Source organism: Novosphingobium sp. AAP1, assembly GCF_001295765.1.
GTDB classification, from domain to species: domain Bacteria; phylum Pseudomonadota; class Alphaproteobacteria; order Sphingomonadales; family Sphingomonadaceae; genus Novosphingobium; species Novosphingobium capsulatum.
This window is the reverse complement of sequence record NZ_LJHO01000002.1, coordinates 413,940-431,093: the sequence shown is the minus strand read 5'-3', so window position 1 is coordinate 431,093 and position 17,154 is coordinate 413,940. Positions and strand designations below refer to the sequence as shown.

General features: G+C 66.5%; 19 protein-coding genes and 3 tRNA genes. 7 read left to right on the top strand and 15 right to left on the bottom strand.

Annotated elements, in window-relative coordinates:
- The first annotated feature begins 9 nt into the window (after positions 1-9).
- From IP65_RS05900 to IP65_RS05890, 3 genes are read left to right on the top strand one after another with little or no spacing between them, the layout of a single operon-like run.
- Positions 10-1,362, top strand: a complete 1,353-nt coding sequence (locus IP65_RS05900) for an acetyl/propionyl/methylcrotonyl-CoA carboxylase subunit alpha (protein ID WP_054131110.1) — start codon at positions 10-12, stop codon at positions 1,360-1,362.
- The gene (locus tag IP65_RS05895; RefSeq protein WP_054131109.1) at positions 1,359-2,831 is read left to right on the top strand and encodes a biotin carboxyl carrier protein; all 1,473 of its coding nucleotides are present in this window, start codon (positions 1,359-1,361) and stop codon (positions 2,829-2,831) included. The genes IP65_RS05900 and IP65_RS05895 overlap by 4 nt, the downstream gene beginning before the upstream one ends.
- Entirely contained in the window at positions 2,828-3,676 is an 849-nt protein-coding gene (locus IP65_RS05890) for an HAD-IIA family hydrolase (protein WP_231627575.1), read from the top strand. Before IP65_RS05895 ends, IP65_RS05890 begins: the two co-directional genes overlap by 4 nt.
- Here the strand turns inward: IP65_RS05890 and IP65_RS05885 are convergent, their stop codons facing one another.
- From IP65_RS05885 to IP65_RS05850, 8 genes are all read right to left on the bottom strand, one after another.
- Positions 3,677-4,150, bottom strand: coding sequence for an EF-hand domain-containing protein (locus tag IP65_RS05885; protein WP_022678297.1), 474 nt, complete (start codon positions 4,148-4,150; stop codon positions 3,677-3,679).
- Between the two features lie 76 nt (positions 4,151-4,226).
- On the bottom strand, positions 4,227-4,808 hold the full coding sequence (locus tag IP65_RS05880) for a hypothetical protein (RefSeq protein ID WP_156306434.1): 582 nt from the start codon (positions 4,806-4,808) through the stop codon (positions 4,227-4,229).
- A gap of 34 nt (positions 4,809-4,842) precedes the next feature.
- Positions 4,843-6,216, bottom strand: coding sequence for a pyruvate dehydrogenase complex E1 component subunit beta (locus IP65_RS05875; RefSeq protein ID WP_054131107.1), 1,374 nt, complete (start codon positions 6,214-6,216; stop codon positions 4,843-4,845).
- 1 nt (position 6,217) lies between these two features.
- Positions 6,218-7,297 (bottom strand): pyruvate dehydrogenase (acetyl-transferring) E1 component subunit alpha, encoded by a 1,080-nt coding sequence (gene pdhA / locus IP65_RS05870; RefSeq protein WP_022678271.1) that lies wholly within the window; start codon positions 7,295-7,297, stop codon positions 6,218-6,220.
- A 502-nt stretch (positions 7,298-7,799) separates the two neighbouring features.
- A tRNA-Arg gene (locus tag IP65_RS05865) sits at positions 7,800-7,876 on the bottom strand.
- Between the two features lie 56 nt (positions 7,877-7,932).
- Positions 7,933-8,009: transfer RNA gene (locus IP65_RS05860), tRNA-Arg, on the bottom strand.
- Between the two features lie 55 nt (positions 8,010-8,064).
- Positions 8,065-8,141: transfer RNA gene (locus IP65_RS05855), tRNA-Arg, on the bottom strand.
- 50 nt (positions 8,142-8,191) lie between these two features.
- Positions 8,192-8,662: an NUDIX domain-containing protein gene (locus tag IP65_RS05850; protein ID WP_022678270.1), complete on the bottom strand. Its 471-nt coding sequence runs from the start codon at positions 8,660-8,662 to the stop codon at positions 8,192-8,194.
- Between the two features lie 112 nt (positions 8,663-8,774).
- Between IP65_RS05850 and IP65_RS05845 the strand changes: the two genes are divergently transcribed.
- Together IP65_RS05845 and IP65_RS05840 are read left to right on the top strand one after the other, a co-directional pair.
- Positions 8,775-8,957, top strand: a complete 183-nt coding sequence (locus tag IP65_RS05845; RefSeq protein ID WP_022678269.1) for a Flp family type IVb pilin — start codon at positions 8,775-8,777, stop codon at positions 8,955-8,957.
- A 99-nt stretch (positions 8,958-9,056) separates the two neighbouring features.
- Entirely contained in the window at positions 9,057-9,239 is a 183-nt protein-coding gene (locus tag IP65_RS05840; protein ID WP_022678268.1) for a Flp family type IVb pilin, read from the top strand.
- Positions 9,240-9,403: 164 nt separating this feature from the next.
- On the opposite strand, the gene IP65_RS05835 is transcribed toward IP65_RS05840, so the two are convergent.
- From IP65_RS05835 to IP65_RS05820, 4 genes are read right to left on the bottom strand one after another with little or no spacing between them, the layout of a single operon-like run.
- A complete protein-coding gene (locus IP65_RS05835) occupies positions 9,404-10,351 on the bottom strand; it encodes an acetyl-CoA carboxylase carboxyltransferase subunit alpha (RefSeq protein WP_054131106.1) in 948 nt (315 codons plus the stop codon).
- Between the two features lie 49 nt (positions 10,352-10,400).
- Positions 10,401-11,294, bottom strand: a complete 894-nt coding sequence (locus tag IP65_RS05830; protein WP_255352174.1) for a tyrosine recombinase — start codon at positions 11,292-11,294, stop codon at positions 10,401-10,403.
- A gap of 10 nt (positions 11,295-11,304) precedes the next feature.
- Entirely contained in the window at positions 11,305-13,197 is a 1,893-nt protein-coding gene (locus IP65_RS05825; protein ID WP_054131105.1) for a hypothetical protein, read from the bottom strand.
- On the bottom strand, positions 13,194-13,454 hold the full coding sequence (locus tag IP65_RS05820) for a hypothetical protein (protein WP_054131104.1): 261 nt from the start codon (positions 13,452-13,454) through the stop codon (positions 13,194-13,196). Before IP65_RS05820 ends, IP65_RS05825 begins: the two co-directional genes overlap by 4 nt.
- 59 nt (positions 13,455-13,513) lie before the next feature.
- On the opposite strand from IP65_RS05820, the gene IP65_RS05815 reads away from it, so the two are divergent.
- Together IP65_RS05815 and aroB are read left to right on the top strand one after the other, a co-directional pair.
- Positions 13,514-14,095, top strand: a complete 582-nt coding sequence (locus IP65_RS05815) for a shikimate kinase (RefSeq protein ID WP_022676393.1) — start codon at positions 13,514-13,516, stop codon at positions 14,093-14,095.
- Entirely contained in the window at positions 14,086-15,192 is a 1,107-nt protein-coding gene (gene aroB, locus IP65_RS05810; protein ID WP_054131103.1) for a 3-dehydroquinate synthase, read from the top strand. The genes IP65_RS05815 and aroB overlap by 10 nt, the downstream gene beginning before the upstream one ends.
- 118 nt (positions 15,193-15,310) lie before the next feature.
- Here aroB and IP65_RS05805 read toward each other — a convergent pair whose 3' ends face one another.
- Genes IP65_RS05805 through IP65_RS05795 form a run of 3 tightly spaced genes read right to left on the bottom strand, consistent with a single transcriptional unit; the run spans position 15,311 to position 17,149 of the window.
- Positions 15,311-15,760 (bottom strand): DUF488 family protein, encoded by a 450-nt coding sequence (locus tag IP65_RS05805; RefSeq protein WP_022676391.1) that lies wholly within the window; start codon positions 15,758-15,760, stop codon positions 15,311-15,313.
- The gene (locus tag IP65_RS05800) at positions 15,757-16,128 is read right to left on the bottom strand and encodes a tRNA-binding protein (protein WP_022676390.1); all 372 of its coding nucleotides are present in this window, start codon (positions 16,126-16,128) and stop codon (positions 15,757-15,759) included. The genes IP65_RS05805 and IP65_RS05800 overlap by 4 nt, the downstream gene beginning before the upstream one ends.
- 52 nt (positions 16,129-16,180) lie before the next feature.
- Entirely contained in the window at positions 16,181-17,149 is a 969-nt protein-coding gene (locus tag IP65_RS05795; protein WP_022676389.1) for an ROK family protein, read from the bottom strand.
- Between the last annotated feature and the right edge of the window lie 5 nt (positions 17,150-17,154).

Below are 17,154 nucleotides of genomic sequence, written 5' to 3'. Positions count from 1 at the left end.
GCATCCGTCATGACGATCAAACGCCTGTTCATCGCCAATCGCGGCGAGATCGCCTTGCGCGTGCTGCGCACCGCCCACGCCATGGGAATTGCGACCGTGCTTGGCGTTTCGGAAGCAGACCGTACATCTCTCCCGGCGCGCCTGGCTGGTGCCATCGCCGTGCTGGGCCCCGGTAGTTCGCCGCAAAGCTATCTGGCGATCGACCGGGTGGTGGCAGCAGCGGTGGAGCATGGCTGCGACGCGGTGCACCCTGGCTATGGCTTCCTCTCTGAAAACGCGGCGTTTGCCCGCGCGGTGGCCGAGGCCGGGATGGTCTTCGTCGGCCCGGCCGTGCAGACGCTGGAAGGCATGGGCGACAAGCTCGCCGCGCGCGCACTCGCGCTGGCAGCCGGCCTGCCCGTGCTGCCCGGTGGCGCGGCGGAGACTGCGCAAGACGTGGCCGCCCGCGCGCAGGAAACCAGCTATCCTCTGCTCCTCAAGGCGGTGGCGGGCGGCGGCGGCAAGGGCATGCGCCGGGTGGACCGCGCCGAAGACCTCGATGCGGCGCTGGCCATGGCGCGGGCGGAGGCGCAGGCATCGTTTGGCAATCCTGCGGTCTATGTCGAACGGTTCGTGGCGCGCGGACGCCACGTCGAGGTGCAGATCCTGGGCGATGGCACGCATGCCATTCACCTGGGCACCCGCGACTGTTCGATCCAGCGTCGCTTCCAGAAACTGGTGGAGGAAGCCCCTGCCCCGGCCATGCCCGATGCCGCCCGCGCCGCCATCGAGGATGCGGCCGTGCGCCTGGCCCGTCACATCGCCTATCGCGGCGCGGGTACGGCCGAATTCCTGGTCGATGCCGACGATTTCTCGTTCTACTTCCTGGAGCTTAATGCCCGCATCCAGGTGGAGCATCCGGTGACCGAGGCGATCACCGGCGTCGATCTGGTGGAACAGCAGTTGCTCGTGGCGATGGGCCATCCCCTGCGGCTGACCCAAGGCATGGTGCGGCCCCATGGCCATGCGATCGAGGTGCGCGTCAATGCCGAAGATCCCGACGCCGATTTCCGCCCGGCGCCCGGCGTGGTGGCGCGCGCGGCCTGGCCGGCCGGGCCGGGCATCCGGGTGGACAGCCACATCGCCAACGGCGGCGAGGTTCCACCATTCTACGATTCGCTGCTGGGCAAGCTGATCGTTCATGGTTCCACGCGCGAACAAGCCGTGGCGCGCATGGCGGCGGCACTCCAGCACCTGAGCATCGACGGGCTGCCGACCACGGCGCCGCTTCATCGCCGCATCCTGGCCGATCCGCGCTTTGTCGCCGGCGGGGTGGACACCGGCTTTCTTGCCGGCCTCAATCTTGCAGGATCCAATCCATGACCGCGATCCGCCTTGTCGATGTGACCATGCGCGACGGCAACCAAAGCCTGTGGGGCGCCACCGGCCTGCATACCGCGCACATGCTCCAGGCCGCATCGCTTACGCAGGCCTGTGGCTTTGCCGCGGTGGATTTCACCTCATCGAGCCACATGGCGGTGGCTGTCCGCTATTTCCGCAACAACCCGTGGGAACGGCTGCGGCGCATGGCCGCCGCCATGCCGACCACGCCGTTGCAGTTCATCACCACGGGCCTGCGTTTCATCGCCTGGCAGCAGGCCGATCCCGATTTCATGGCGGTGGTCTATCGCACGCTGCAGGCCAATGGCGTGGGCCGCTTCGTGCTGCTCGATCCGATGCACGAGGTGCCCGCCGTGATCGAAGCGGCGCGGCTGGTAAAGCAGGAAGGCGGGGCGCAGGTCATGGCCGCGCTCACCTTCACGCTGTCTTCGATCCATACCGACGCGTTCTACGCCGATTTCGCCCGCGCCTTGGCGCAATGCCCCGATATCGACCTGTTCTATATCAAGGACCCGGGCGGGCTGTTGTCGGTGGACCGGGTGCGCACGCTGGTGCCGGCGGTAAAGGCCGTGATCGGCGCCAAGCCGCTGGAAATCCACGCCCATACCACGATCGGCCAGGGCATGCTTTCCAGCCTGGAGGCAGCGCGCCTGGGCATCAGCGCCGTGCACGTGGGCGTGGGCCCGGGTGGCGATGGCTCATCGCTGCCCGAGGCGAACCGCATGCTCGCCAACCTGGAGGATGCCGGCCACAGCGTGGAGATCGACCGGGACGCGCTCAGCCGCCTGACCCGCTATTGGCAGCGCGTGGCTCTGGCCGAAGGCCTGCCGCCGGGCGCGCCGCAGAATTTCGATGCCAGTTTCCTACGCCACCAGATTGCCGGCGGGGTAATGACGACCACGGCGCGGCAACTGACCGAACTGGGCCTGGCCGACCGGATGGAGGCCGTGATTGCCGAAACCGGGCAAGTACGCGCCGAACTGGGCTATCCCATCATGGTCACGCCGTTTCCGCAGATGGTCATGAACCAGGCGCTGTTCAATGTGATCGGCAGCCATCGCTATGCCCAGGTTTCAGACCAGGTGATCCGCTATTGCCTGGGCAAGTTCGGCAAGCCCACCTCGCCGATCGATCCGGCGGTGCTGGCCACGATCATGGACCGGCCACGTGCGCGCGAACTGGAGCGGGAGCCGGCGTTTCCCACCCTGGCCGACCTGCGCCGCCAGTTTGGCCAGGGCCTGCCGGACGAGGAATTCCTGCTGCGCGCGGTCATGCCCGCCGATCAGGTCGATGCCATGCTGGCCGCCGGCCCCTCGCGCGCCACCTACACGCCCGAGGCCGCGCCGCTACTCAGCCTGCTGCGGCAATTGGCGGCCAAGCCCGACGCACGCAACCTGGTGGTCGAACGCCCCGGCTTTCGCCTCGCCCTTCATGCCGGAGCCAGCCTGTGACCGTCCTTTCCCCCGATCACGTGGCGCGTCTGCGCGATGCCGCCGGCTTCATCTTCGACATGGACGGCACGATTGCCCTGGGCGACGCCAAGAGCGGCGGGCACAAGGCCCTGCCCCATGCCGTGGCTCTGCTGGAGCGACTGCGCCAGCGCGGCACGCCCTATGTGATCTTCACCAATGGCACGGCGAAGGCGCCGGCTGACTATGCCGCATCGCTGCGCAACGCCGGATTCACGGTGGACGATGCACAAATGCTCACGCCATCGGCATCGGCCGCCGCGTGGTTTGCCGCGCAGGGGTTGCGGCGGGTGCGGGTGCTGGGCAATGCCGGCTGCGCCGCGCCGCTGCGGGCGATCGGGCTTGACGTGATCGATCCGTCGGAACCGGCAGAGCGCGTCGATGCAGTCTATACCGGATGGTTCCGCGAGTTCGATTTTGCCGCGCTTGAGGCCGGCTGCGATTCGCTGTGGCACGGGGCGCGGCTGTTTACCGCCAGCAACGTACCATTCTTTGCCACGGCCACGGGCCGCGCGATTGGATCGAGCTTTGCCATCAATGCGATGCTCACGGCAATGACCGGCAAGCGAGCGCGCATCCTGGGCAAGCCATCGCGCGTGGCCTTTGACGTGGCCCGCCAGATCATGGGCCTGCCGCGCAGCGCCGCGGGCGCGATGGTGGTGGTGGGCGATGATCCCGCCCTCGAAATGCGCATGGCCAACGGCGCTGGCGCCATGGCCGTGGGCCTAACCACCGGCCTGATGAAATCGGCCAGCGACCTGCCGCAGCGCGATCGGCCTGGCGTTCTGCTCGATGGACTGGAGCCGGTGTTACACGCGCTGGCCTGATCACTTGCAGGCGCAGGACGCCTTCTTGGTTTTCTGCTTGGTGGTGACGAACTCAGCGCGGGTCAACGCGCCATCGCCGTTGGCATCGGCGCTCTTGAACTTGTTCTCGGTGCTCACCGCCCATTCGTCAAAGCTAAGCAGGTTGTTGCCGTCGACATCGAGCTTGCGGAAATCCTTGGCCCGTGGGGCCAGCAGTTCGTTGCGGGTAATGCGGCCATCGCGGTCCTTGTCGAACCGGTCGAAGCGGCGCTGCTCGCGGCTCGCCTCGCTGGCATGCGGCAGGGCTGGTCCCTGCAATCCGTCGCCATCGGCGGTGGGCAGGGTATCGTCCTCGCTCGCCTCGGCTGACGGTGCGCTGCTGGGGACGGCGGCAAGCGCGGGGTTTTTCTGCACGGCAGCGTGGCCTTGCCACCAGAAAACGCCCGCAGCCACCAGCATCAGCGCGCCCAAAGCGCCCACCAACGTCCTGTTCATGTCCACCCCCCGGTTTACGCAATTCTACGGTTCCGGGCGGACGTTCACAGGGGCAAGCGATACCGATTTGGCAGGATCAGCGGCCGATCAGTCCCAACCGCAAGGCACTGAGGAAACGCAGCGCCGGGCTGCCGCCCTCGCCGCGCAGGGCCATGCCCCGTAGCAGCGCCAGTGGCCGCATCGCGCGGGGCAGCGGCGCCGTTCCGCGCGTGGATAACGCCAGGCCGCGCCACTGGCGGGCGGCCAGTTCCACCGGCGCCAGATCGACAATGTCAGACAGACCGGCCAGCGCCAGCATCACGCCCACGCGGGCCTCGTCAAGCGCGGCAGTGCCTTCCTCGCCCACGTGCAGCGCCTCATAGCCATCGACCAGCGCCGAAAGCGCGGGGCGTGCCGGGTTCCAGGGGGAAAGCATGGCCAGCAAGGGTTCACCCTTGGGCCAGCGGGCGGCATCCTCGCCCAGGCGATCGCGCCACCATGCCAGCCGCAGCTGGATCATGATGGCGTCGCGCCCATCCCGCGCGGCATCGGCCAGGCGCTGTTCCAGCGCGAAATAGCCGATCCACAGCGGGCGTGTGGCTGCCGGGGCATAGCTTGCCGCAAGCCGTTCAAGCGGCGGCAAGCCATCGATCAGATCCTGCATTGCCGGATTATGCACTGCGAGATCCTGCGCCCCGGTCAGCCACCACCGCTTAGCGGTAGCAGACCTTCTTGACCGCAGCCACGATCTTGCCAGCGTCGATCAACGCGGCCTTTTCAAGGTTGGCGGCATAAGGCAGCGGCACGTCTTCGTCGCACACGCGCAGGACCGGGGCATCGAGGTGATCGAAGCCTTCTTCCATGGCGATGGCGATGATTTCCGACGCGATCGAGCAGACCGGGAAGCCTTCTTCGGCAACGACCATGCGGTTGGTCTTGGCGAGGCTGGCGAGCACGGTTTCCTTGTCGAGCGGACGCAGCGTGCGCAGGTCGATCACTTCGGCATCGATGCCCTGCTCGGCCAGTTGCTGCGCCGCGTCGAGGGCAAAGCCCACGCCGATCGAGTACGAGACGATCGTCACGTCCTTGCCTTCGCGCACCACGCGGGCCTTGCCGATCGGCAGCACGAAATCGTCAAGCTGCGGCACATCGAACGTGCGGCCATAGACGAGTTCGTTTTCCAGGAACACCACCGGGTCCTGGCTGCGGATCGCGGCCTTGAGCAGGCCCTTGGCATCGGCTGCGTCATAGGGCGCAATGACCACAAGACCGGGAACTGCGGCGTACCACGGGCCGTAGTTCTGGCTGTGCTGCGCGCCGACGCGAGCGGCGGCGCCGTTGGGGCCACGGAACACGATCGGGCAGCGCATCTGGCCACCGGACATGTAGTTGGTCTTGGCCGCCGAGTTGATGATGTGGTCAATCGCCTGCATGGCGAAGTTGAACGTCATGAACTCGATCACGGGCTTGAGACCACCCATGGCGGCGCCCGCACCAATGCCGGCAAAGCCATATTCGGTGATCGGGGTATCGATCACGCGCTTGTCGCCAAACTCTTCGAGCAGGCCCTGGGTCACCTTGTAGGCGCCCTGGTATTCGGCCACTTCCTCACCCATCACGAAGACGGCGGAATCGGCGCGCATTTCCTCGGCCATGGCGTCGCGCAGGGCTTCGCGCACGGTGGTGGGAACCATCGTGGTGCCGGCCGGGATTTCCGGATCAGCCGCAGGCTTGGCGTCATGCTTGGGCGCGATCGCGGCGGCAGCCTGGGCCTTGGGATCAGCAGCGGGGGCCGGCGCCGGTTCGGCCGCCGGGGCGGGCGCGGCGGCAGGCGCAGCCGGCTCGTCTTCACCCTGCAGCGTGGCGATCACGGTGCCGACCTTGACGCCTTCGGTACCTTCGGAAACCAGCAGTTCGCCGATCGTGCCTTCGTCGATGGATTCGAATTCCATCGTCGCCTTGTCGGTTTCGATTTCGGCGAGGATGTCACCAGACTTGACCGTGTCGCCGGGCTTCACCAGCCACTTGGCCAGCGTGCCCTCTTCCATCGTGGGCGAGAGGGCGGGCATCTTGAGTTCAATTGCCATCTCAGTACTTCTCCACCAGCACGTCGGTATACAGCTCTGCCATGTCCGGCTCGGGCGAGCTTTCGGCAAAGTCGGCGGCCTGGGCCACCTGCTGGCGAATCTTCTTGTCGATGTCCTTGATCGCTTCTTCGGTCACGCCGCGCTTGAGCAGTTCCTGCTTGGCGCCCTCGATCGGATCGTGCTTGTCGCGCATTTCCTGCACTTCTTCACGGCTGCGATACTTGGCCGGGTCGGACATCGAGTGGCCGCGATAGCGATAGGTGTTGAGTTCCATCAGCACCGGGCCATTGCCACCGCGCACATATTCCAGCGCCACTTCGGCAGCCTGGCGCACTTCGAGCACGTCCATGCCGTTGACCGGCATGCCGGGGATGCGGAACGCCGTGCCACGGCGATAGAAATGGGTTTCGGCCGAACCGCGCTTGACCGCGGTGCCCATGGCATAGCCGTTGTTTTCCACCACGAACACGATCGGCAGCTTCCACAGCGCGGCCATGTTGAAGGTTTCGTAGACCTGGCCCTGGTTGGCCGCACCATCGCCGAAATAGGCCATGCACACGCCGCCATCGTCGCGATACTTGTGGCCGAAGGCCAGGCCTGCACCCAGCGAGACCTGCGCGCCGACGATGCCATGGCCGCCGAAGAACTTGTGCTCGGTCGAGAACATGTGCATCGACCCGCCCTTGCCGCGCGAGATGCCCGCGCCGCGGCCGGTCAATTCGGCCATGATCACCTTGGGATCGATGCCATAGGCCAGCATGTGGCCATGGTCACGATAACCGGTGATCACGCTGTCGTGGCCCTCGTTGAGCGCCGACTGCAGACCGACCGCCACGGCTTCCTGGCCGATATAGAGGTGGCAGAAGCCGCCGATCAGGCCCAGGCCATAAAGCTGGCCCGCCTTTTCCTCGAAGCGGCGGATCAGCACCATCTGCTCATAGAACTTGAGCAGTTCGGCGTCCGACGCATCATAGCGCTTGTTGTTCGCGTGCGACTGCTGAAGGCTGCGCAGAGCGAAGGTGGCATCGTCCTCGACCGGACTGCTCAGCGCGGCCGACGCGTCGGGAACCGACGCGGCCACAACAGCAGGCTTGGGGGCGGAGGAGCGGGGATTGGCGGCACGCGGCCTGGCGGACTTGGCCAAGTCTCAATATCCTTATTCTGGCTGCCTCAAGGCTCTGCGTATTCGCAAAACCGGCTCTCCCATTGAACCATGATCGCGCCTTGCGCAACGGCCAACAGCGGCCAAGACGACAATTGATGCAGCGAAAACGCGGTTTCTCGGGATTTATACTAGTATAACGAAAAATCGCTGCAATGCGGCATTGCAATGCACCCTGAAACGACGCGGAAGCCGCACCATGCGCGCCGCCCTTTCCACGCCAAACAAGCCACGAAGCCAGCATGATTTGCCCGGTGCGTCAAATCGGGGTTTGCGTAGTGACAGCCGAAGAGGATGGCGCCGCGCACAACCACAGGCCGGATCGTGGCGTTGCGGCCGCGGCTGCAAACACCAATGCGACCGGCCGCCCGAGACAGGCGCCGGCTTGGGCGGATCGTGCTGCAGCGTGATGATAAGGGAGTGGCGCACCCGGAACGATTCGAACGTCCGACCCTCAGATTCGTAGTCTGATGCTCTATCCAGCTGAGCTACGGGTGCCTGCCAATGTCGTGCCTGCCGGGTACCCATGCAGGCGCCTTTCCAATGGAAAGGTATGGCGCACCCGGAACGATTCGAACGTCCGACCCTCAGATTCGTAGTCTGATGCTCTATCCAGCTGAGCTACGGGTGCCTGCCATGTATGGCCAGTGAAGGCCTTCCCCTGCCCCACGCCCCTGAAAGGAGAATGGCGCACCCGGAACGATTCGAACGTCCGACCCTCAGATTCGTAGTCTGATGCTCTATCCAGCTGAGCTACGGGTGCCGGGGAGCCGCGCCTCTATGTCACACAGCGCAGGTTGGCAAGCGCCTTGTTCAGGCGCCGAGCAAATTTTGTGCAGTTATACACAGTGCAATGTCGAGCGGCGGCATGGTTTCGGGAATGGCCAAACTGCGCAGGGCTGCCCCATCCACCCATTGCAGCGCCGCCCCTTCTTCGGCCACGGGCGTACCGCGCCAGGCGTGGCAGCGATAGAGCAGCAGGACCAGATCACGCCCGCTGGCGGCCGCCTCGTGCACGGCAAAGGTCAACGGCGCCAGATCGGCAGGATCGACGGCAATTCCCAGCTCTTCTGCCAACTCGCGCGCCAGGGCCGCTGCCGGCGTCTCACCTGGCTCCACCTTGCCGCCGGGAAACTCCCACAGCCCGCCGTGATGCTTGCCCAGCGGGCGCTGCTGCAACAGCAGGCGGGCTTCGCTGCCCTCGCCCGCTACCAGCGCTGCAGCGACGACCAGCAGCGGCGCGGATGCCTGGTGCGGCAGGGGCGAGGCAAGTGTAGCTGACATTGGTTAATCCGATCCGGCAAAACATAAGGGCAAACCGCCAGTCATGCCGGCAACGGTTTCTTAGGCCATGTGCCGGTAAGCGGAAAGATGCACAGGTGGATGGGGCCAAGACATGAAGAACTTCTTGCGCAGGGTCGCGCGCGAAAGCGAGGCGGTGACGCTGGTGGAATATGGCCTGCTGGTGGGCGCACTGGGCCTGTCGATCGTTTTCGGGCTCAACGCGTTTACCAATCAACTCTACCGTCTTTGGCACATTATCGACAATGCAGCGGTGGCTGCGGCCAATCGGCATTAAGCGCATTTTAGGTTTTACTGCCTAGAGACAGCATTGTCCGCAGCGTGACGCAAAACCGAGGCGGGCCGGGAAAAGAAGATCTCTTCAGGAGTAGAATTTATGAAGCTCGTCCGCGACCTGTTCCGCAACGAAGAAGGCGCCACCGCCATTGAATACGGCCTGATCGCCGCTCTGATCGCCGTTGCTGCCATCACCGCCATGGGCGCGCTGGGCAACTCGCTCGGCAACACCTTCAACCTCGTGTCGAACGACATGAACAACGCTTCGGACGGCCACCTCTAAGAGGCGCCGTCGCCCGGCGAAACACGCCGGGTGAGCAACAGGAAGGGGCGGAAGAAGGCGGGGGCCTTTTTCCGCCCCTTTTCTGTCAGCAGCACCAGACGGCCGGCACGAAAAAGGCCGCCAGGCATCGTGCCGGCGGCCTTTTCATGTCTGGCCTGTGCGGATCAGGCGCCGATGCGCAGGAACCGTTCGGCGCGCAGGGCGCGCAGGGCATCGGCATTCTTGCCCGCAAGATGATCGAGTTCTTCACCGATCGCGGCGCCGAGTGCGGTGCAGGTGGCGGCCGGATCGCGATGCGCGCCGCCCACCGGTTCGGGCACGATGCGATCGATCACGCCCAGCGAGAGCAGATCCTGCGCCGTCACTTTCATCGCCTCGGCCGCTTCGGGTGCCTTTTCGGCCGTGCGCCACAGGATCGAGGCGCAGCCTTCGGGCGAAATCACCGAATAGACCGCGTGTTCGAGCATCAGCACGCGCTCGGCACTGGCCAGCGCCACGGCCCCGCCTGAGCCGCCCTCGCCCACGATCGTGGCGACCATCGGCACGCCCAGCGCCAGGCAGGCTTCGGTGGAGCGGGCAATCGCCTCGGCCTGGCCGCGTTCCTCAGCCTCGACACCCGGAAACGCGCCCGAGGTATCGACCAGGGTGACCACCGGCAGGCCGAATCGGCTGGCCATTTCCATCAGGCGCACCGCCTTGCGATAGCCTTCGGGCTTGCCCATGCCGAAATTGTGGCGAATGCGGCTTTGGGTATCGTGGCCCTTTTCATGGCCGATCAACATCACGCGGCGATTGCCCAAACGGGCAAAGCCACCGACGATCGCCTGATCCTCGCCATAGAGGCGGTCCCCACCCAGCGGCATGAACCCGGTGAACATCCGCTCGACATAGTCGCGGAAGTGCGGCCGCGCCGGATGGCGGGCCACCTGGGTCTTTTGCCAGGGCGAGAGCGCACGATAGGTGTTGGCCAGAAGCTCGGCCGACTTGGTCTCAAGACGACGGATCTCGGCGGCGATATCCAGCTCACCGCTGGCGGCAGCCGTATCGCGCAGTTCGGCGATGCGGGCTTCCAGGGCGGCGACGGGTTTTTCGAATTCGAGGTACGAAATCATGGCGCCTGCGCTAGGGACACGCGGCCGTTTGGTCAATGGTCGCGCAAGCTCAAAGGTGCCTGAGCGGGTGCTTCTCGTTCACCAGCGCCACCAGGCGGGCCGAATCCACGTGGGTATAGATTTCGGTGGTGGCAATATCGGCATGGCCCAGCAGGGTCTGCAACACGCGCAGGTCTGCCCCGCCCTCCAGCAGATGGGTGGCAAAGGCATGGCGCAGCACGTGCGGGCTGACCTTTTCCGGATCGATTCCGGCGCGCAGCGCCAGATCGCGCACCAGTTGGAACAGCCGAACGCGCGTCAGATGCCCGCCGCGTGGCGAGGGAAAGAGGTGGCGCGAACCACCCGGTCGCACCGCCAGCCAGCGCCGCAGGGCGGCCAGCGCCCGGGTGGACACGGGCACCAGGCGTTGTTGCCCACCCTTGCCGGTGATCGCCAGGAACGGCACGTCGCGCGGTAGTGCCGCCAGTGGCAGCGAGACCAGCTCGGTGGCGCGCAGGCCAGAACCATAGAGCAGTTCGACCAGTGCCAGCAGCCGCACACCCTCGGGCGTGCCGGTGGCCGCATCGGCCTCTGCCGTTTCCAGGAACCGCCCGATTTCCGCATGATCGAGCAGGCGTGGCAGCGGCCGCCGGGAGCGTGGCCGCACCAGCGCGGTGCTGGGATCATCGGCCCGCAGGCCTTCGTCCTGGGCAAAGGCCATGAACTGGCGCAGCGCCGAAATCTTGCGCGCCTGGCTGGCCGGGGCAAGTTCGGCCCAGGTTTGCGCCAGGCCGGTCAGCGCCTCGACATCGGCGGCAAGCAGATCGCCGACCACGCTTTCCGCGCCGGCAAGATCGCGCGCATAGGCGGCCAGGGTATTGGCAGCGGCGCCGCGTTCGGCCGCCATCATCGCCAGGAACGCCGCCACCGCCGGAGAGGCCGGGCCGGCGCCGCGCCTGGTCACAACCGTGCCTTCACACCCGCGCCACCGCTTCGGCGGCGATCATCCGCGCCTCGCCATCCAGGCCGACGCGGCGCAGCGCCGAAACGATGTGATAGAGATGCACCGCCGTCATCTTGTCCCAGCTTTGCGCCTGCATGCCAAAGCCGGCGAGCAGCGCGACCAGCGCGGGATTGTCGGATTGGGCGGCATCATCGATGGCGCGGGTCCAGCGCGTTTGCCGGCCCATGTTGATCTTGAGCTTGCCGGCAAAGGCATTGGCCGTGGCATCGTCCACCCGGCCCAGGCCCATCAGCCCGGCCAGCAGGAACTGCGAACGCAGCGCGCCGCTGCTGTCATCGCCGCTCTGGAAGGATTCCAGCGCGGCGTTGCCGATCGCCGTGCTTTTGGCCGGGGCGGACAGGGCAATGAGGCCCCAGGGTTCACTGCCCACGGCGACGACACCGCTCCACCGCGCGGCATTGGCATCGAGGCCAGCGGTCAACATCGAGGCAATCAGGCCCCCGGCATCGCCTGCCAGATCGGGGCTGGGCAGCATGCGCGCGGCGGCATAAGCCGTGAGCACCAGGCGCGAATAGGCCCGATCGGGATTGTCGGCCGAACCCCACAGCGCCTTGATCGCGGCCAAGCGGTCTGCGGCCTCAGGAGCGGTATAGGCGGTGCGCAGCTTGTCGGCCAGCGGGCCCCAGGTCTTGTCCTGGTCGGCCCCGTCCTGGGCGTTGATTTCGGCAAGCTGGCTGTAGAGGTCAACCATCGCCGCGCTCGACAGGATGCCCCGGCCCGCCGCCACATCGGCTGCAGCGCAGCGTGCCGGCAGCGGCAGCATGGGCGCACGCACCGCCAGCACCGCGTAATCGGCCCAGGCCTGCTCGCGCAGGTTCTGCGGCGGTTCGATGCCGACTGCAAAGGCCATGCCGGTGCGCCACGGGGTGAGTTGATCGACATCCTTCCATTCGATGTTGACCGCGCGGCGCGTGGCAGAGGTGGCGCCGGCCAGCTTCTGCGCCAGCAGAATATCAATCTTGTCGGTGCCGCCGCGGCGCATCAGGCGATCAAGCTGTGCCATCGCCGGCGGCCCATCGCCGGTAAAGCCGGAACAGATCGCGCGGGTCAGGTCCCACTGCATGCCCTGCCGCCCTGCGGCGGTAAGCGCGGTGATCGGGCACAGCCCGACCGGGTCGGCCGTAGCCAGGAACGCCCCCATCGCGGCGTCTTCCAGGCCCGGCGTAAAAAAGCCGCTGTCGACCGACTGCACCATGGCGCGCGCGGGATCAGCCTCACCCATGCGCAGCAGCAGCGCAGCGCGCAGGGCGGCCCAATCGGCGCCGTTCATGCCCACCGGGGTATCCATGCGGCTCATCAGCGCGCGGCGCACCAGGATATGCCCCCAGCGCGACACCATCGGCCCGCGCATGTGGTTGAGCAACTGCTCCACGAACGGGCCGTTGAGATAATGCGTGGACTTGGCCGGAAACCCGCCATCGACCTGGTCGATCACTCCGACCCGCGCCAGGCTGCGCTGGGTACTGGGCGGAATATCGTACTTGGGCTGGGCCTTGGCGATCAGCGCATCGAGCGTGCCGGGATCGATCGAATCGAGCGGATCGGCCGGGCCGCTACTGCCGGTCACATCGGCATTCTCATCCAGCGGAAGCGGCTGGATCACCGGTGACGCAACGGCCGCAGGCGCCGCCGGGGTCGCGGCCGGCTTGGCCGGCGCGGGAGCCGCCTTGGCGGCGGCAGGTGCTGCCGCGGGCTTGGCCTTGGCCGGCTGCGGGCGTGCGGGCTGCGCCGCCGGCTTGTCAAAACCGGGCGGCAGCAGCGATTCCTGCGCCAGCAGCGCGCCGGTCATCCCGGCAATGGCAACGCAGCCGAGCAGGGCATGGCGGAAAAGGCGCGGTTTCATGGCTTGCTTTCCGAATGGGCCGAGCTGGCATTACTGGGCACGGCAACGGGCTGTTCCACCCAAGCGGTCTGGCGTGGCCCGCCCAGCATCCAGGCCAGCATAACCAGGGCCACGATCACGGCCGCCACCAAGCCACCGCCGATCGCCAGCCAGGGCAGCCCCTGAAACGGCGCGAATCCACCAGCGGAAAGCGGCGGCCGATTTTCCGGCCCGCGCCCGTCACCCTTGCCACTTTGCATCGAACCCTGATTGTTCACGTTGCCTCGCTGCCACGGCGCTTGCGCTTGGCCCTAGCGCAAGTATAGGCGGCGCGGCAATGGACCACGAAAGCGCCCTCTTATCCATGGCGGAAATCGCCCGCATTGGCCGCCGGATCGATCGGCCGGTGGTGCTGGTAGGCATGATGGGCGTGGGCAAGACCACGGTGGGCCGCAAGCTGGCCAGCCTGCTCGACGTGCCGTTCGTTGATGCCGACGAAGAGATAGAGCGCGCGGCGCAGATGCCGATCCCCGAAATCTTTGCCACCTATGGCGAACCCTATTTCCGCAGCGGCGAGCGCCGGGTCATCGCACGCCTGCTCGACGGCGCCACGCCAACGCGGCGCAAGATCCTGGCCACCGGCGGCGGCGCCTTTGTCGATCCCGATACGCGGCGGCTGATTCTCGACAAGGCGGTGTCGGTCTGGCTCGACAGCGATATCGACACGCTGGTGGAGCGCGTGGGCCGCAAGGACAACCGCCCGCTGCTGCGCGGCGGCAACCCGCGCGAGATCCTTTCCCGCCTGCGCGAGGACCGGCGCGCCGCCTATGAGCAGGCGGCAATCCATATCACCAGCGGCAACCTGCCCCACGGCGTGACGGCAAACCGCATCCTGAAAGCGATTGACGCATGGCTGTAATCCCCGTCGCCATTGCCGGCGCCCCCTATGACGTGGTGATCGAAGAAGGCGCCCTCGCCCGCGCTGGCGCGCTGTGCCGCCCGTTCGTGCGCAAGGACAGCGTCGCGGTGATCACCGACGAAAACGTCGCCGCCGCCTGGCGCGAGACGGTGACGGCCAGCTTTGCCGCGCAGGGCATCGCCAGCCAGTGGCTGGTGCTGCCGGCCGGAGAAGCGACCAAATCCTGGGACAGCCTGGTGCGTGTGGTCGATTGGCTGCTGGGCCTGGAGATCGAGCGCAAGGACAACGTGGTGGCGCTGGGCGGCGGCGTGATCGGCGATCTGACCGGCTTTGCCGCCTCGATGGTCAAGCGCGGCTGCGGCTTTATCCAGATGCCCACCACGCTGCTGGCGCAGGTCGATTCCAGCGTTGGCGGTAAGACCGCGATCAACACGGCCATGGGCAAGAACCTGGTGGGCGCGTTCCACCAGCCCAGCCTGGTGCTGGCCGATCCCCTCAGCCTCGATACCCTGCCCTTACGCGATGTGCGCGCCGGCTATGCCGAAGTGGTGAAATACGGACTGATCGACGATCTCGAATTCTTCTTCTGGTGCGAGGCCAACGCCGCCCGCCTGCTGGCCGGCGAGGCTGAGGCGCGCGAGCACGCCATCGCCCGCAGCGTGGCAGCCAAGGCGCGGATCGTGGCGGCCGACGAAAAGGAAACCACGGGCGTGCGCGCCCTGCTCAATCTGGGTCACACGTTTGGCCATGCGCTTGAGGCGCAGACCGGCTTTTCCGATCGCCTGCTGCACGGCGAAGGCGTGGCGCTGGGCATGATCCTGGCCGCGCGCTATTCCGCGCGGATCGGCCTGATGAGCGGACAGGATGCCGAGCGCGTGGCCGCGCATATCGCTGCTGTGGGCCTGCCGGCTTCGCTCAAGGGGCTGGACATGAATTGCGACGGGCAGACGCTCAAGAATCACATGCTCCACGACAAGAAGATGGACGCGGGCACCCTGCCCTTCCTGCTGATGCGCGGCATTGGCCAGACGTTCCTGGCCAAGGATGTGGACCTGGCGGATGTGGCAGCGTTCCTTGACGAGGAACTGGCGCGCTAAGCGCCCCCTCCACCACCGCTACGCGGCGGTCCCCCTCCCCACAAGTGGGGAGGATCTTGAAGGTCCTCCCCACTTGTGGGGAGGGGGACCAGCCGCAGGCTGGTGGAGGGGCGATGCCTCAGACTACGTCCGGCACCAGATCGACCGCGGCAAACTCTGGCAGCATCGCTTCGCGCAGCAAAGTGCGGTGGCATTCGTGCGCGGCGCGTTCATAGCATAACAGGGCAACGCGCTTTTCCGTGGCCAGGGCATGCAGGTGCGCCCCAGCAGCCATCGCCTCGGGCAGTTCGAGTTGGCCGGCATAGATGCGTTCCAGCGCCGCGTGATCATGCGCGCGTGCGGCGGCGCGGCCGTCCGCAGGCGTGCCCAACGCCTTGAAATGCACATACTGGATGCCAGCCTGCGCCAGCGCTCCGGCCAGCGCGGTCTTGGAAAAGCCGGGCCGGCGCGACAGCGGCAGGGCGCGCACGTCGGCCAGCACGTCGACGCCGGCGGCTTTGAGCGTGCCGATCACGGCATCGAGCGTCGCCTGCTCATAGCCGATCGTCCAGATCGTGGGCGCGGTCATAGCAAGCGGGCGCCGTTGGGCACGGGGCGTTCGGGGCTCGCCAGCACCACGCGGCCTTCGGCATCGGCAAAACCGAGCGTGAGCACTTCGGAAATCGCCTTGCCCACCTGGCGCGGCGGGAAGTTGACCACGGCGGCGACCTGGCGGCCGACCAGGCTGGCCGGATCATACAGCGCGGCCACTTGCGCGCAGCTTTTCTTGTGCCCCACGCCGGGGCCAAAATCGATCACCAGCTTGATCGAGGGTTTGCGTGCGCCAACCAGGTCTTCAGCGGAAAGCACGGTGCCGATGCGGATGTCCACTTTCAGGAAATCGCTGAAGGCAATCGTTTCTTCGGGCTCGCTGGCGGGATCGTGAATAACATGCATGGGCCAATTGTGCCCCGGCCGCCCCGCATGTGCAAGGCGGCCGGTGGCCCGATCAGTCCTTGTTGGCCTGGGCAAAGGCGGCAGCTGCGCCAAACAGGCCCGGCTGCGGATGGGTGATCAGCTTGACCGGCATCTGCGCCATGATCTGCTCGAACCGCCCCTTGGCGCGGAATCGCTCGGCAAAGCCAGACCGCACCAGGCAATCCTTGATGCGAAGGCCAAGCCCGCCAGCCATGACCACGGCCGAGGCACCATGGGCCAGCGCCAGGTCGCCCGCCACGCTGCCCAGGCTCAGGCAGAAGCGATCGATCGCGGCGGCGGCCAGGCTGTCTTCGCCGCTGCTGCCCAGCGTCCAGATCGCCTTGTCGTCACGCGGGATGAACGGCGCGCCCTCGATCAGCGCCAGCGTTTCATAGATATCGACGATGCCAGGCCCCGCCACCACGCGCTCTACTGAAACGCGGCGATGACGCTTGCGCAGGCGGGCGAGCACCGCGTCCTCTATCCCGTCGAGCGGGGCATAATCGATATGTCCGCCTTCGGTGGGCTGCACTTGATAGCCATGCGCATGGCGCCACAACTGGGCCACGCCCAGCCCGGTGCCCGGCCCGACGACGCTGAATACGCCATGATCGGGCAGCGACACGTCGGGGCCAGACAGGTGGATGAAGTGTTCTTCGCCGGCCTGCGCCACGGCATGGGCGACGGCGGCGAAATCGTTGACCACGACATAGCGTTCGGCGCCCAGCTTTTCCGGGATCAGCGCCGGCCGGATGATCCACGGGTTGTTGGTGAACTTGATCACCTCGCCCCCTACCGGCCCCGCCACGGCTATGGCGCAGGCCTTGGGCACCGCGCCACCGTTCTGGCGGGCAAATTCCTCCCACGCCAGCTGGAAGCTGGCATGTTCGGCCGTCTTGAGTGTGACGGCCTCGCCCAGATGCGTAACCCGGCCACCTTCCACGGTGGCCAAGGCAAAGCGCGCGTGCGTACCGCCGATGTCTACGGCTACGAGTTCCATGATAT

Bases quoted from the DNA above. Each gene is read 5' to 3' on its own strand.
- IP65_RS05885 (WP_022678297.1), bottom strand. From the start codon at position 4,150: ATGAACAGGACGTTGGTGGGCGCTTTGGGCGCGCTGATGCTGGTGGCT.
- IP65_RS05840 (WP_022678268.1), top strand. From the start codon at position 9,057: ATGAAGCTCGTCCGCGACCTGTTCCGCAACGAAGAAGGCGCCACCGCC.
- IP65_RS05815 (WP_022676393.1), top strand. From the start codon at position 13,514: ATGGACCACGAAAGCGCCCTCTTATCCATGGCGGAAATCGCCCGCATT.
- IP65_RS05825 (WP_054131105.1), bottom strand. From the start codon at position 13,197: ATGAAACCGCGCCTTTTCCGCCATGCCCTGCTCGGCTGCGTTGCCATT.
- IP65_RS05805 (WP_022676391.1), bottom strand. From the start codon at position 15,760: ATGACCGCGCCCACGATCTGGACGATCGGCTATGAGCAGGCGACGCTC.
- IP65_RS05875 (WP_054131107.1), bottom strand. From the start codon at position 6,216: ATGGCAATTGAACTCAAGATGCCCGCCCTCTCGCCCACGATGGAAGAG.
- IP65_RS05900 (WP_054131110.1), top strand. From the start codon at position 10: ATGACGATCAAACGCCTGTTCATCGCCAATCGCGGCGAGATCGCCTTG.
- IP65_RS05800 (WP_022676390.1), bottom strand. From the start codon at position 16,128: ATGCATGTTATTCACGATCCCGCCAGCGAGCCCGAAGAAACGATTGCC.
- IP65_RS05850 (WP_022678270.1), bottom strand. From the start codon at position 8,662: ATGTCAGCTACACTTGCCTCGCCCCTGCCGCACCAGGCATCCGCGCCG.
- IP65_RS05895 (WP_054131109.1), top strand. From the start codon at position 1,359: ATGACCGCGATCCGCCTTGTCGATGTGACCATGCGCGACGGCAACCAA.
- IP65_RS05835 (WP_054131106.1), bottom strand. From the start codon at position 10,351: ATGATTTCGTACCTCGAATTCGAAAAACCCGTCGCCGCCCTGGAAGCC.
- IP65_RS05795 (WP_022676389.1), bottom strand. From the start codon at position 17,149: ATGGAACTCGTAGCCGTAGACATCGGCGGTACGCACGCGCGCTTTGCC.
- IP65_RS05845 (WP_022678269.1), top strand. From the start codon at position 8,775: ATGAAGAACTTCTTGCGCAGGGTCGCGCGCGAAAGCGAGGCGGTGACG.
- aroB (WP_054131103.1), top strand. From the start codon at position 14,086: ATGGCTGTAATCCCCGTCGCCATTGCCGGCGCCCCCTATGACGTGGTG.